The organism is Cetobacterium somerae ATCC BAA-474, from assembly GCF_000479045.1.
Classification (GTDB): Bacteria; Fusobacteriota; Fusobacteriia; order Fusobacteriales; family Fusobacteriaceae; genus Cetobacterium_A; species Cetobacterium_A somerae.
This window is the reverse complement of record NZ_KI518203.1, coordinates 57,834-72,521: the sequence shown is the minus strand read 5'-3', so window position 1 is coordinate 72,521 and position 14,688 is coordinate 57,834. Positions and strand designations below refer to the sequence as shown.

Below are 14,688 nucleotides of genomic sequence, written 5' to 3'. Positions count from 1 at the left end.
AGGTGTGAGGTATGCTTCATAAATATAAAAAAGAACTATTAAAAATTCAGGAAGAGATAGTAGATATGACTAAAATGGCTGTAGTAATTGTAGATGATGAGGGCAATTATTTAACAGAAAAAAGTAACTACTCAGAGTTTTGTAAAATTTTTAGGAAAAATAAAGAACTTAGTTCGTTTTGTGAAAAATGCGATGTAAAAGCTTTAAGTAAAGCATTTTTATCATTAAAACCGTATATTTATAGATGTCACGCTGGATTAGTAGATATGATAATACCTATTATTTATCAAAGTGAATTAATAGGTGCATTTTTAGTAGGCCAAATTCTTTTAGAAGATGAAGAAACATTTGAATTAGAGGATATTTTGGTTGAAAATGTAGGGAAAGAATTTAATATAAAGAAGATTGTTGAAAATTATGGGTTTTTAAAAAAGGTGAAATATAATGAACTCCAAAGTATTGCAAGTATTTTACATTATACGTCGGTTTATATAAGTGATTGTATTAAAAGTAAGAAATGGTATAATCATATTATTGAAAATAATATAAAAGAAGAAAGAGTAGAGTATAGTCATTCTCAAATTTCTTCAGCAGTGACTTACATAAATGAAAATATTAGAGAAAATATTCATTTAGAAGATGTAGCCGCATTATGTAATTTGAGTATTTCTCAATTTAGTAGAGTTTTTAAAAGAGAAACAGGAAAAACTTTCAAGGAGTATATTCTTATAAAAAAGATTGAAAAAGCTAAACATTTTTTAGAAATTACAAGTAAGTCTTTATCAGAAATATCAAATGAAATAGGAATTGAAGATAGTAGCTATTTTACAAAAGTTTTTAAAAAATATGAACGAATTTGTCCTAAGGAGTATAGAGATCTTTTTCAGAAATAAAAAATGTAGCTCAACAGCTACATTTTTTTGTTTTATTTAATTGTTATTTGATATACAAAAAGATTCGTATTCCTTAGTTAGTATATTTTTAACTTTTTCTCTCATATTAGAAAGTTTTTCATCAGGTATTGAAGGAGAGATTATTTTGATTGCTTTAACATATCTATCTAAAATTTCTTCTATTTTTTGATTCACAACTTCTTTGTTATTTGCTAAATTTTCAGGAGTCATATTAGATAAGAAGCTTGTTAAAGATTTATATGAAGTATCAGTTGTAGATTTTATTAGAGTTTTTGTAGATTCTATTTTATCAGCGGTTATATTTGAACTGATAGTTTTTATATCTTGTTCAAGTTGTTCTAAAGATTTTTCAATCATATTTAAAACAGAGATATAAGCTTGGTTATCTCTATTATTAACAGTAGTTTCTACTTTATTAATAGATTCTTTTAATCCATTTAAAATTTTAGTTTCTGCATCTGTAAATTTTGCATTTCCAGAAATAATTTTATCAACTAAAGATTGAGCAGAATCTAAATCAGTTTTAAGAATATTTATAAATCCAACTTCAAAATCTTTAAAGTGTTGAGGAGGAATTTTATTTTTAATTTCCTCAAGAATATCTTCAATTTCTTTGACAATAGTTGTCAAAAGATCATTTAATTGATTTTCAATTTCAACAATTTTATTAGAATCTATATCTTTTAATATTTGAGGTACAATAAAGTTAATGTTATCTAGTTGTAACTTAGTAACTGTATTGATATCTTTTAAATTTTCAGCATTATTTTTTTTAGTAATACCTTTTAAAATAAATATATGTTCTTTAATAAATTGAATAACTTTATCATTGATTAATGATAAATCTTCTGTGGGAATAACACCAACTAAATTTGTGAATATTTTACTAACTTTATCAGATGTATCCATACCTAAAGTTTTTAATTTTTTTTGAATATCTAAATAAGAATCTTCTCCTAAATCATTTTTTAGTGGTTCAATTAAAGAGTTAAAAGCAGATATATTGCTTTGGTAGAAATTTAAAACTTCAGCTTCAATAGTTTTTTCTTCGCTTTCAAAAGTACTATAACTTTTTTCACACTCTTCTATGAAGTTTGATAAACTTTTTCTGAAAAAGTATTTTAATTCAAAAGATGTTATAGGATGAAAACTATGTTTACTTTCTAATAAAGTTGTTTCAAGATGTATGTTACATTTTTTATCATTTATCTCAGTAAGGTGTAAATTTGTTTCAATTTTAAATTTATCACCTTCTGTTAATATAAAATCCAATCCTTTATTTGCTTGAGGTTTTTTTAAATATAATTTATGAGTTGTATTTCCAAACGTTACATCTAAAAGAAATGCCTCATCATTAACAGCAGCATTAACTTTTGTATTTAAAATATCTTTTACTTTAAGATCTTCATAAGATTTATTTGAATTTTTTGCTCCAACTAACCATTTTTTAAGATTTTTAGGATTTAATGCAAAAATCTCTGCAAACATAGGAGGAACATTAATAATTTTGTCCTCTACAATAAGAGGTTGTTTATTTGTTTTAACATCGTTCATATTTAATCACTCCCTTATAAAAATTTAATATGTCACATTTAATCTACGAATAAAATTTAATTTTCTTTTTTATTATTGTAGTTTTATTAAAATTATTTTTAAAATTAATTTCTATAAAATAGCAAACGTTTGTAGTTTAATTTTTAAACATAAACTTTTAAAAAAGGTTGACTTGTGCATAATCATTATGTATAATTATGATAAATATGTATATTATTTATGGTTCAATAATTTGATTAAAAGGAAAGTTGAGTGAAAATCTCACACGGTCCCGCCACTGTAAGGAGGACGAAATTAGACTAGCCACTGTAGTTTTTATGGGAAGGCCTAAGAGTAGGGTGAATCTGAGTCAGGATATCTGCCATGAATATAAAAGAAAATATAAAATCTGCGGTGAACAGATTTGTATTTAGAACTGTCAATTTCAATTCTAATTAGCAATATTCTATTCATTTTCGCATTTTTTATATTTCCGCTAAACTTCACAAATTTAGGAGAAATGATATTATGAAACATAAGAACATAATGGTTGTTGGGACGTCTTCAGGAGCAGGGAAGAGTATAACAGTTACAGGCTTATGTAGAGCATTTTTTAAAGATGGATACACAGTTTCACCTTTTAAATCTCAAAATATGGCACTGAACTCTTATATAACAAAAGATGGACATGAGATGGGACGAGCACAAGCTCTTCAGGCGATGGCATGTGAGATAGAAGCTCACTATACAATGAATCCTATTTTATTAAAACCCACAGGGGATAGAAGGATTCAAGTGATTGTCAACGGAAAATCTATCGGAAATATGGGAGGACTTGAATACGGAGATTATAAATCAAAGTTAAAAAAAGATATAATTCAAGCTTATAATACGATTAAAGATGAAAATCAAATATGTGTTATAGAGGGAGCAGGAAGCCCTGTAGAATTAAATATAAAGCAAGACGATATAGTAAACATGGGATTAGCTGAAATGGTTGATGCTCCTGTTATTTTAGTTGCAGATATTGATAGAGGTGGAGTTTTTGCATCAATTTATGGAACAATATCTCTTATGGAACCAGAAGAGAGAGCTAGAGTAAAAGGTGTAATTATAAATAAGTTTAGAGGAAATGTTGATATATTAAAACCAGGATTAGAAAAAATAGAGGAACTGACAGGAGTTCCAATTTTAGGAGTTATGCCATACTTTGAACTAGACATAGAGGATGAGGATGGGGTAACAGAAAAATTTAATAAGATTAAATCAAAAACTGCAGATATAACAGTTTCGGTTATAAAATTAAAGCATATATCGAATTTCACAGACATTGATGCTTTACTAGCAAATAAGGATGTAAATGTTAATTATGTAACATCATTTCATGAATTAGGAAATGAAGACCTGATAATTATACCTGGATCTAAAAATACAATAGATGATTTAAAAGATATAAAAGAGAAAGGAATCGCACAAGAGATTATAAAAATGTCTAGAAAAGGAACTCCTATTATTGGCATATGTGGAGGATTTCAAATTTTAGGGGAAAAAGTGTTAGATCCTTATGGAATAGAGGGAGATATAAAAGAACTTCCAGGACTAGGACTTTTAGACATAGAAACTACAATGGAAAAAGAGAAGGTAACAACACAGTATACAGGATTATTAAAAGGAGAAACTGGGTTATTAAAAGGATTAGGAGATATTCAAGTTAAAGGTTATGAGATTCACCAAGGAGTAACAGAGGGAAAAGAAAAATCTATAACTTTAGATAATAGATTAGTAGCCACAGTAAAGGACAATATTTTCGGAACATACTTACATGGAATTTTTGATAATAGAGAGTTTACTGATTTTATTTTAAATAATATAAGAGAGAAGAAAGGACTGGAAAAGAAAAATAGCACAATGACATTTGATGAATATAGACTTCAAGAGTTGGATAAGTTAGAAAAAATATTCAGAGAAAATGTGGACATGAAAGCTATTTATAAGATTTTGGAGGAGAACTAATGAGCATCATTTTAAAAATATGGATAGCTTATTTGTTAGATTTAATTTTAGGGGATCCATATTGGTTTCCACATCCAGTTAGATTTATAGGAAAATATATAACTTTTATTGAAAATAAAATCTATTCATTAAAAAATAAAAAAGTATGGGGAGGAGTATTAGCTTTTACAGTAATACTTTCAACAGTAGTATTGTCATATTACATAGCTAGAATGTCTGAATTTTTAGAAATTTTCTTTCTATACACAACTTTGGCAACGAAAAGTTTAGGTGCTGAAGGGATTAAAGTTTATAAAATTTTAAAAAGTGGAGATTTACAAAAAGCACAAAAAGAGCTTTCTTATTTAGTTAGTAGAGATACAGGTGAGATGGATGAAGTACAAGTTGTAAGAAGTACAATGGAGACTATAGCTGAAAATAGTGTTGATGGAATTATAGCACCTATGTTTTATGCATTTTTAGGAAGCTTTATATTAATTGATGGAGTTTCAATGGCATTGCCTTTAGCAATGGGATATAAAGCAGTAAATACTCTTGATTCAATGGTTGGATATAAAAATGATAAATATATAGATTTTGGGATGGTTTCAGCAAAAGTAGATGATTTCTTTAATTTTATTCCAGCGAGATTATCTGGTCTAATAATAATTCCAATTGCAACATTTTTATTAGGAATGGGAATAAAAAAGCCATTAAAAATATTTTTTAGAGATAGAAAAAATCATTCAAGTCCAAATTCAGGGCATCCAGAGGCAGTTTTTGCAGGAGCTATAGGGGTTCAATTTGGTGGTAAAACAAAATATTTTGGAAAATATTTTGAAAAACCTACAATAGGAGATAAATTAAAAGAGTTTCAATGTGAAGATATAAAAAAATGTTATAAGATAATGTTTATGACATCTTTTGTAGGAATAGTTTTGTTTACAGCATTTATTAAACTAGTATAAGATAATAGGAAGTGAAGTAATATGGATTTACATGGTGGAAATATATATAAACTAAAAAGAGATAATGGGATAGAAGTTTTAGATTATAGTTCTAATATAAATCCCTTAGGAGTTCCAAGTAGTTTTAAAAAGGCAGTTATAGAAAATTTTGAAACTTTAGAAAAATATCCAGATATAGACTACGTGGAGTTAAGGACAGCTATTGGAAATTACAATAATTGTCATATAGATAATGTAGTTGTAGGAAATGGTGCTACAGAGGTTCTATTTCTATATATGAAGGCAGTAAAAGCTAAAAAGGTTTTAATAATTGCACCAACCTTCGCAGAGTATGAAAGAGCTGCTAGAGCTGCAGGAAGAGATGTTAAATTTTTTCCGTTGAGCAAAGATTTTTCTTTAAATGAAAATATGTTATTAGACTTTATAACAGATGAAGATGTTGTCGTTATGTGTAATCCAAATAATCCAACAGGAAAATTTCAGAATCTTGAAAAAATAAAAAAACTAGCTGATTTTTTAGAAAGAAAAAATAAAAAATTATTTATAGATGAAGCTTTTATAGAGTTTGTTGATAATTGGAAAGATAAAACTGCATTTTTGTTAAAACATAAAAATGTATTCATTTTAAGAGCTCTAACTAAGTTTTTTGCACTTCCAGGGGTTAGGTTAGGATATGGATTAACTTATGACGAATCAATATTAGACGAAATAAAAAATATTAGAGAACCTTGGAGTGTTAATGGAGTAGCTGAAATAGCAGGTAAAACTATGCTTTTAGATACTTTGTATATACATGAAACAGAAAATTGGATAAAAAAAGAAAAGTTATGGTTTTATGAAGAGTTATGTAAAATAGATAATATAGAAGTAACTCCAACAGAAACTAACTTTATATTAGTAAAGTTATTAAACGATAATGCTAAAAGTTTCAGAAAAAAAATGATAGAGAATGGCGTTTTAGTAAGAGATGCTTCAAACTTTATGTTTTTAGATGAAAGTTATATAAGATTAGCAATAAAAGATAGAAAGAAAAATGAGCAAGTTTTAGAGGCTTTAAGGAGAGTGCTGAAATAATGAAAGGCTTTGTTTTAGCAGGAACAAGAAGTGGAATAGGAAAAACTACAGTATCTATGGGGCTAATGGCTACTTTTGAAGATGTGGCTCCATTTAAAGTAGGACCTGATTATATAGATCCTAGTTTTCATAAATTTATAACGGGAAATAAAAGTTATAATTTAGATCTGTTTTTAATGGGAGAAGAGGGAGTAAAGTATAGTTTTGAAAAGCATAGTAAAGAAATATCTATTGTTGAAGGTGTTATGGGTCTTTATGATGGATTAGGAAATTCTTTAGATAATTATAGTACAGCTCATTTATCTAGAGTTTTAAACTTACCAGTTATATTAGTAGTAGATGCGGCAGGAAAAAGTACAAGTATCGCAGCAGAAGTTTTAGGATATAAAAATTTAGATTCAAGAGTTAATATAGCTGGAGTTATAATAAATAAAGTAAATAGTGAAAAACTCTATGAAATGTTAAAAGATGCTATAGAAAACTATACAGGAATACCGTGTTTAGGATATTTAAAAAAAGATGAAAACTTAGGAATCAGTAGTAGGCATTTAGGATTACTTCAAGCAGATGAAGTTGAGGATTTAAAAGAAAAAAAAGCGATTTTAAAGGAAGAGATAAAAAAAACTATCGATTTAAAAAAGATAGAAGAAATAGCTAATCTAGAAAAATCAGAAAAAAATATAGATATTTTTAAAAATATAGAGAATCTATATGTAGGATTAAAAGTAGGAGTAGCTAAAGATAAAGCATTTTCATTTTATTACGAGGATAATTTAGAGCTTTTACAAAGAATGGGAATAGAACTTATAGAGTTTTCACCTATAAAAGATAAAAAAATACCTGAGGTTGATTTATTATATTTTGGTGGAGGATATCCAGAAAATTATTTAGAAGATTTATCGAATAATAAGGATTTTCTAAACTCTTTAAAAGAGTTTCATGAGTCTGGAGGACATATTTATGGAGAGTGTGGAGGATTTATGTATCTTAGCCAAGGAATAAAAACCTTGGAGCAAAAAAGTTATTCTATGGCACAATTAATTGACTGTAGTGTAAAGATGACTGGAAGACTTTTTATCAGTAGATTTGGATACGTAGATGTAGCTTTTGGTGAGTTAAATGGAAAAGCCCATGAATTTCATTATTCGACTATAGATGAAATAGGTAGTGATGAAAGAGTATTTAAACTTAGAAAAAGTGATGGTAGAGAGTGGTTATGTGGTTATAAAAATAAAAATCTTATAGCAGGGTATCCACATTTACATTTTTTTAAAAACTTAGATATATTAAAGCAGATATTAGAAGGAGCAAAGAAATGTCATATATAAAAAGACCACAAGATATTGAAATAAGAAGTTTTGAAATAATAGAGGAAGAGATGGGGGAAAAGGCAAAGGAGTTTTCTTCAACTCATTTACCAATAGTAAAAAGAGTTATACATACAACAGCTGATTTTGAATATGCAGACCTATTAGAGATTTCAGAAGGAGCAGTTGAGTCATGTTTAGAAGCCTTAAAAAAAGGTGGTAAAATATATTGTGATACTAACATGATAGCTAATGGTTTGAGTAAAATTACTTTAGATAAATATGGATACTCAGCTTATTCTTTAGTTTCAGATAAAGATGTAGCAGCTGAAGCTAAAGAAAGAGGGGTAACTAGATCAATAGTAGGGATAGAACACGCAGCAAAAGATCCTAATACAGATATATATTTAATTGGAAACGCACCAACAGCACTATTTAGATTGAAAGAACTTATTGATTCTGGTGAAGTTCAAAAACCAGCTTTAATAGTTGGGGTTCCTGTAGGATTTGTTGGAGCAGCTGAATCAAAAGAGATTCTACCTGGAAGTGGAATACCATATATTATTGTAAAAGGCAGAAAAGGAGGAAGTCCTGTAGCTGTTTCAATACTTCATGGAATTTTATATCAGTTACATAAGAGAGAAGGATTTTAATGGATAAAGAATTAAGATCGGGATATACAACCGGAACATGTGCGTGTGTAGCGGCATTTGTTGCATTAAATCTTTTGATAGAAAAAGATTTGGGAGAAAAAGTTGAGATAACCACATTAAATGGAGTAACTTTAGATATACCAATACATTCAAAAAAAAGAGGAATCAATTGGGCTAGAGGTGTTGTTTTAAAAGATGCAGGAGATGATCCTGATGTTACAAACGGAATAGAGATTTGTGCTAAAGTAAAAATTGTTGAAGAGTTACCAAAAATAGAGAAAGCTCATAAATTTGATAATATGCTGATAGTAGGTGGAAGAGGTGTAGGATTAGTAACAAAAAAAGGACTTAAAGTAACACCTGGAAAATCAGCTATAAACCCAGGACCACAAGAGATGATAGTAAAAACTTTAAATCCACTTCTGGAAGAGTATGGATTAAAAGTGATAGTAACTATATATGTTCCAAAGGGAAGAGAGAAAGCTTTGAAAACTTTTAATGGGAAGTTGGGAATACTAGGAGGGATATCTATTTTGGGGTCTACTGGAATAGTTAAACCTATGAGTGAGGATGCACTTACTAAATCTATGTTTGCTGAATTAAAAGTTTTAAAAGAGAATAGTACTAGAGAATGGGTAGTATTTGCTTTTGGGAATCATGGGAAACAGTTTTGTATAGATAATAATATAGATATTGAGCAGATGGTTGTAACAAGTAATTATATTGGATTTATGATTGATAGTGCAGTAAAATTAGGATTTAAAAAAATAGTATTAATTGGACATATAGGAAAAGCTATAAAAGTGGCAGGTGGAATTTTTAACACTCATAGCAGAGTTGCTGATGCTCGTTTGGAAATAATTGCAGCAAATGCTATTTTAATAGATGAACCTAGGGAAAATATTTTGAAGGTTTTAGAAGCAAATACAGCTGAAGAAGCTACAGAATATATATTAAAAAAAGAAAGTTTATTTAATTTAATTGCTAATAAAGTAGCTAAAAGATCAGCTGAATTTTCAAGAGATAACATAGAATTTCAATCAATTCTTTTTAATTATAGTGGAGATATATTAGGATATAGTGATGGATTTTATGAGATGATAGAGGAGTTAAAAAGTGAGTAAAGAGATATCGGTGGTGGGACTTGGACCAGGAAATCTAGATTATATGACAAAGGCAGGAATAGATAAAATAAAAAATTCTGAAATTGTTATAGGTGGAGAGAGACAGTTAGAAGAGATTGACTCTCTTTTAAATAATCAATATATCTATATTATGAAAAAATTAGATGAAATGAAAGAGTTTGTTTTAAGAAATTTAGATAAAAATATAGTATTTATTGTTTCAGGAGATACAGGTTATTATAGTTTGCTTACATATTTAAAAAAGAGTTTTCCTGAACAAAAATTTAATGTCATTCCAGGGATATCTTCTTTTCAATATCTATTTTCTAGGATAGAGATGACTTGGGAACATTATCAACTTTGTAGTGTTCATGGAAGAGAAAATGATTATGTAGAAATATTTAAAAATAGTAAAAGCGGAGTAGTACTTCTAACTGATGAAAAAAATAATCCAATTGAAATAAGTAAAACACTTGTTAAAAATAATATTTTAAATGCTGAAATAATTATTGGAGAGAGACTTTCTTATAAAAATGAAGTTATTACAAGGTTTTTAGTATGTGATTATAAAAAGTATAATAAAAAATATGAAATGAATGTAACAATTATAAGAAAGGTTTGAAAATAATGGGACATATTTATGATAAAGAGTTCGTTCAAAAAGAACTACCTATGACAAAACAAGAGATTAGAGCAATTTCTATAGCGAAATTACAATTGCAAGATGATTCTATTTTAGTAGATGTTGGTGCTGGAACTGGAAGTATAGGAATAGAAGCAGCGACATATTTAAGAAATGGTAATGTTTTTGCTATTGAAAAGGAAGAAAAGGGAATAGAGACCTTAAAAGAAAATATAAATAGATTTAAATTAGATAATATAGAAGTAATTGTGGGAAGAGCTCCTGAAGCAATACCAACTATTCAATATGATAGAATGTTTATAGGTGGATCAACAGGTTCAATGAGAAATATACTTGAACATTTTATTAAATATTCAAAAGATAATTCTAGAGTAGTCATAAATGCGATAACTTTAGAAACTTTAGCAGATGCTACAAAGCTTTTAAAAGAGTTAAATTTTAAAAATATAGAAGTTGTAAATGTTGTTGTATCTAGAGGAAAGAGTATAGGTCCGTACACAATGATGTATGGAGAAAATCCAATATATATAATAACAGCAGATAAGGAGGAAACAAAGTAATGTCAACAGCAAAGTTTTATGGAATAGGAGTGGGAGTAGGAGATCCTGAAATGTTAACGCTAAAGGCTATAAGAGCTTTTAAAGAGCTAGATGTAGTAGTTTTACCAGAGGCTAAAAAAGCTGAGGGAAGTACAGCATACGAAATAGCTAGAGAGTATTTAAAAGAGGGAGCAGAAACTTTGTTTGTTGAGTTTCCAATGTTAAAAAGTGTAGAAGCTAGAAAAGAATTTAGAAAAAGAAATGCGGATATGATAGTTGAGCATCTAAAAGCAGGAAAAAAAGTTGGATTTTTAACAATTGGAGATCCAATGACATATAGTACATATGTTTATATTCTTGAGTACTTGGATGGTGTGATACCTGTAGAGACAATTCCTGGAATATCATCGTTTTCAGATATGTCTTCGAGATTTAACCTACCTTTAGTTATGGGAGAAGAATCTTTGAAAGTTGTATCATTAAATGGAGAAACTGATATTGTTGGTGAAATTAATTCAGCAGATAATATCGTATTTATGAAAGTATCTAGAAATTTTGATAAACTTAGAGCTGGCTTAGAAGCTACAGGAAATCTAGAAAATATAATAATGGTTTCAAACTGTGGAAAAGAAACACAGGAGATAAATTTTGATTTAACAAAAATGGAAGAGGAAGATATTCCTTACTTTACAACATTAATACTAAAAAAAGGTGGTATCAATCAATGGAAAAAGTTTATTTCATAGGGGCAGGACCAGGGGATCCAGAGTTAATTACAGTAAAAGGGCAAAGATTAGTAAAAGAAGCAGATGTAATAATTTATGCAGGTTCTTTAGTTCCAAGACAAGTTATAGAGTGTCATAAAGAGGGAGCAGAGATTCATAATTCAGCTTCAATGACTTTAGAAGAAGTTATAGATGTAACTGTTAAAGCGATAAAAGCAGGAAAAAAAGTTGCTAGGGTTCATACAGGAGATCCAGCAATATTTGGAGCACATAGAGAACAGATGGATATGTTAGATGAGCATGGAATAGAGTATGAAGTAATTCCGGGAGTAAGTTCATTTTTAGCATCTGCTGCAGCAGTAAAAAAAGAGTTCACATTACCAAGTATTTCTCAAACTGTAATTTGTACAAGATTAGAAGGAAGAACGCCTGTTCCAGAAAAAGAAAGCTTAGAATCTTTAGCTTCTCATAGAGCTTCAATGGCAATTTTCTTATCAGTACATATGATTGGTGATGTTGTAAAAAGATTAGCTACACATTATCCGATGACAACTCCAATAGCAATTGTTCAAAGAGCTAGTTGGGAGGATCAAAAGATTGTTTTAGGAACATTAGAAACAATTGAAGAAAAAGTAAAAGAAGCAAATATAACTAAAACAGCTCAAATTTTAGTTGGAGATTTTTTAGGGGATAAATATGAAAAATCTTTATTATATGATAAGCATTTTACACATGAATTTAGAAAAGGAATTGAGAAGTAATGAAATTAGCAGTTTGGACTGTAACAAGAGGAGCAGGTCTAAATGGAGTGGAGATTAAAAATAAAATTGAAGGGATAGATGTATTTACTCTTTCAAAATTTAAAATAGATAATAGCATTCAAATGGAAAACTTTACTGAAGAATTAAACGAAGCTTTCAATAAATACGATGGACATATTTTTATAATGGCAACAGGAATTGTTATTCGTAAAATTGCATCTTTAATAAAATCTAAAGATGTTGATCCAGCAGTAGTTGTAATAGACGAAGGAATGAATTTTGTAATTTCTCTTCTCTCTGGACATCTAGGAGGAGCAAATGATTTGACTCAAAATCTTCATGAAATATTTGGATTAGTTCCAATCATAACAACTAGTTCAGATGTGACGGGAAAAATTGCAGTGGATACTTTGTCTCAGAAATTAAAGTGTAATTTAAAATCATTAGAAGCAGCTAAAAAGGTTACATCATTGATAGTAGATGGAAAAAATGTTGAATTAAGTCTTCCTAAAAATATATGCAATGAAAATCCAGAAGGTGTTATGGTTATTTCTAATAAAGAAAATTTAGAAGTTGTACATTTATATCCTGAAAATTTAGTTATAGGAATAGGTTCAAGAAGAGGAATTGAAAAAGAAAAAGTTTATGAATTTTTAATAGAAACATTAGAAAAACATAATCTTTCACTTAAAAGCATAAAGCATTTTGCAACAGTAGATTTAAAAGCAGATGAAAAAGGAATTGTTGAAACTGCTAAAGAGCTTGGAAAAGAGTTGAAAATTGTTAGTAGAGAAGAGATATTAACAGTAGAAGATATGTTTCATGGATCTGAATTTGTAAAAAAAGAGATAGGCGTAAAAGCTGTTTCAGAGCCATGTGCATATTTAACATCAAGTAAAGATGGGAAATTTATAGAGATAAAAGCAAAAAAAGATGGAATGACAATTTCCATTTATGAGGAGAGATTTATTTATGAAAAAAGGTAAAATATATGTTGTAGGAATTGGTCCTGGAAATATGGATGATATAACAGTAAGAGCGTATAGAGTTTTAAAAAATGTAGATGTAATTGCAGGATATATAACTTATACAGATTTAGTAAAAGATGAGTTCGCGGAAAAAGAGTTTTATGTATCAGGAATGAAAAAAGAGGTTGCTAGATGTGAGCAAGTATTAGAGATTGCTAAGTCTGGAAAAGATGTAGCGCTAATCAGTAGTGGAGATGCAGGAATTTATGGAATGGCTGGAATCATGATAGAAATCGCTCAGAAAGAGGGATATGAAGTTGAGGTTGTTCCTGGAGTAACATCATCAGTAGCTGGAGCCGCAGTTGTAGGAGCACCGCTAATGCATGACCATGCTACAATAAGTTTAAGTGATTTATTAACTGATTGGGATGTAATAACAAAAAGAATTGATAAAGCTGCAGAGGGAGACTTTATTATATCTCTTTATAATCCAAAAAGTAAAGGAAGAACAACTCAAATAGTTGAAGCAAGAGAGTTAATGTTAAAGCATAAAGCACCAGAGACTCCAGTTGCGCTATTAAGACATGTTGGAAGAGAAGATCAGAATTATACTTTAACAAACTTACAGGACTTCTTAAACCATGAAATAGATATGTTTACAGTTGTTATAATAGGAAACTCAAAGACGTATGTTTCTAATGATAGAATGATAACTCCAAGAGGATATCATATATGATTTGGGTTATAGGTGGAACAAAGGACTCTAGAGATTTTATAGAGTCCTTTCCTTTTAAAGAAAAGCTAGTTGTAACAACAGCAACAGAGTATGGTGGAAAATTACTTGAAAATATAGAAGATATAAAGGTATTTTGTAAAAGATTAGATTTAGAAGGAATGAACAAATTTATAGAAGAAAATAATATTGAGAAAATTATTGATTTATCTCATCCATATGCAGAAGAAGTTTCTAGAAATGCCATTGAATCTTCAAAAGTAAAAGAGATTGATTACATAAGATTTGAAAGAGAAAATTTAGTTTCTGAAGATGGAGTTATAGAATTTTCTGAGTTAGATATTATGATAAAATATTTAGAGGAGTTAGAAGGAAATATTTTAGTAACATTAGGAAGTAATAATCTTCATAAATTTCAAAATATAAAAAATAAATCAAATATATATTTTAGAATACTTCCTAAATGGGAGATGATAAAAAAAGCTGAAGATTTAGGGGTTTTGCCTAAAAATATTATAGCTATGCAGGGACCATTTTCTAAAGAATTAAATGTTGCAATGATGAGGCAACTTAATATAAAATATATTGTAAGTAAAAAAGGTGGAAATACTGGTGGGGAAAGAGAAAAAATAGATAGTGCAAAAGAGATTGGAGCTATATCTATAATGTTGTCTAGACCCAATGTGGAATACCCAGTTGTATTTTCTCATATAGAAAAACTTATAAAATATATTATTTAAATGCTGAAGGGGGA

General features: G+C 28.8%; 15 protein-coding genes and 1 riboswitch. Of the genes, 14 read left to right on the top strand and 1 reads right to left on the bottom strand.

Going from position 1 to position 14,688, the window contains the following annotated elements; translation table 11 throughout:
• Positions 1 to 11 precede the first annotated feature (11 nt).
• The gene (locus HMPREF0202_RS12395) at positions 12 to 893 is read left to right on the top strand and encodes a PocR ligand-binding domain-containing protein (RefSeq protein ID WP_023049716.1); all 882 of its coding nucleotides are present in this window, start codon (positions 12 to 14) and stop codon (positions 891 to 893) included.
• A gap of 36 nt (positions 894 to 929) precedes the next feature.
• Here the strand turns inward: HMPREF0202_RS12395 and HMPREF0202_RS12390 are convergent, their stop codons facing one another.
• The gene (locus HMPREF0202_RS12390; RefSeq protein ID WP_023049715.1) at positions 930 to 2,468 is read right to left on the bottom strand and encodes a hypothetical protein; all 1,539 of its coding nucleotides are present in this window, start codon (positions 2,466 to 2,468) and stop codon (positions 930 to 932) included.
• A 203-nt stretch (positions 2,469 to 2,671) separates the two neighbouring features.
• Positions 2,672 to 2,848, top strand: a riboswitch (cobalamin riboswitch).
• 127 nt (positions 2,849 to 2,975) lie between these two features.
• Between HMPREF0202_RS12390 and HMPREF0202_RS12385 the strand changes: the two genes are divergently transcribed.
• Genes HMPREF0202_RS12385 through cobK form a run of 13 tightly spaced genes read left to right on the top strand, consistent with a single transcriptional unit; the run spans position 2,976 to position 14,674 of the window.
• A complete protein-coding gene (locus tag HMPREF0202_RS12385) occupies positions 2,976 to 4,460 on the top strand; it encodes a cobyric acid synthase (RefSeq protein WP_023049714.1) in 1,485 nt (494 codons plus the stop codon).
• The gene (gene cbiB / locus HMPREF0202_RS12380; protein WP_023049713.1) at positions 4,460 to 5,407 is read left to right on the top strand and encodes an adenosylcobinamide-phosphate synthase CbiB; all 948 of its coding nucleotides are present in this window, start codon (positions 4,460 to 4,462) and stop codon (positions 5,405 to 5,407) included. Before HMPREF0202_RS12385 ends, cbiB begins: the two co-directional genes overlap by 1 nt.
• 21 nt (positions 5,408 to 5,428) lie before the next feature.
• Positions 5,429 to 6,481, top strand: a complete 1,053-nt coding sequence (gene cobD / locus HMPREF0202_RS12375; RefSeq protein WP_023049712.1) for a threonine-phosphate decarboxylase CobD — start codon at positions 5,429 to 5,431, stop codon at positions 6,479 to 6,481.
• Entirely contained in the window at positions 6,481 to 7,809 is a 1,329-nt protein-coding gene (locus HMPREF0202_RS12370; protein WP_023049711.1) for a cobyrinic acid a,c-diamide synthase CobB, read from the top strand. The genes cobD and HMPREF0202_RS12370 overlap by 1 nt, the downstream gene beginning before the upstream one ends.
• Entirely contained in the window at positions 7,797 to 8,441 is a 645-nt protein-coding gene (locus HMPREF0202_RS12365) for a precorrin-8X methylmutase (RefSeq protein WP_023049710.1), read from the top strand. The genes HMPREF0202_RS12370 and HMPREF0202_RS12365 overlap by 13 nt, the downstream gene beginning before the upstream one ends.
• Positions 8,441 to 9,565 carry a cobalt-precorrin-5B (C(1))-methyltransferase CbiD gene (gene cbiD, locus HMPREF0202_RS12360; RefSeq protein WP_023049709.1) on the top strand — a complete coding sequence of 375 codons (1,125 nt, stop codon included), beginning with the start codon at positions 8,441 to 8,443 and terminating at the stop codon, positions 9,563 to 9,565. Before HMPREF0202_RS12365 ends, cbiD begins: the two co-directional genes overlap by 1 nt.
• Positions 9,558 to 10,187 carry a precorrin-6y C5,15-methyltransferase (decarboxylating) subunit CbiE gene (gene cbiE, locus HMPREF0202_RS12355; RefSeq protein WP_023049708.1) on the top strand — a complete coding sequence of 210 codons (630 nt, stop codon included), beginning with the start codon at positions 9,558 to 9,560 and terminating at the stop codon, positions 10,185 to 10,187. The genes cbiD and cbiE overlap by 8 nt, the downstream gene beginning before the upstream one ends.
• Before the next feature lie 5 nt (positions 10,188 to 10,192).
• Positions 10,193 to 10,768 (top strand): precorrin-6Y C5,15-methyltransferase (decarboxylating) subunit CbiT, encoded by a 576-nt coding sequence (gene cbiT, locus HMPREF0202_RS12350; protein ID WP_023049707.1) that lies wholly within the window; start codon positions 10,193 to 10,195, stop codon positions 10,766 to 10,768.
• Entirely contained in the window at positions 10,768 to 11,493 is a 726-nt protein-coding gene (gene cobI, locus HMPREF0202_RS12345; RefSeq protein WP_023049706.1) for a precorrin-2 C(20)-methyltransferase, read from the top strand. The genes cbiT and cobI overlap by 1 nt, the downstream gene beginning before the upstream one ends.
• Positions 11,472 to 12,233, top strand: a complete 762-nt coding sequence (cobM, locus tag HMPREF0202_RS12340; protein ID WP_023049705.1) for a precorrin-4 C(11)-methyltransferase — start codon at positions 11,472 to 11,474, stop codon at positions 12,231 to 12,233. Before cobI ends, cobM begins: the two co-directional genes overlap by 22 nt.
• On the top strand, positions 12,233 to 13,219 hold the full coding sequence (gene cbiG, locus HMPREF0202_RS12335) for a cobalt-precorrin 5A hydrolase (RefSeq protein ID WP_023049704.1): 987 nt from the start codon (positions 12,233 to 12,235) through the stop codon (positions 13,217 to 13,219). Before cobM ends, cbiG begins: the two co-directional genes overlap by 1 nt.
• Complete coding sequence (gene cobJ / locus HMPREF0202_RS12330) at positions 13,206 to 13,937, top strand: precorrin-3B C(17)-methyltransferase (protein WP_040407462.1); 732 nt, start codon at positions 13,206 to 13,208, stop codon at positions 13,935 to 13,937. Before cbiG ends, cobJ begins: the two co-directional genes overlap by 14 nt.
• Positions 13,934 to 14,674, top strand: coding sequence for a precorrin-6A reductase (cobK, locus tag HMPREF0202_RS12325; protein WP_023049702.1), 741 nt, complete (start codon positions 13,934 to 13,936; stop codon positions 14,672 to 14,674). Before cobJ ends, cobK begins: the two co-directional genes overlap by 4 nt.
• Positions 14,675 to 14,688: the final 14 nt, after the last annotated feature.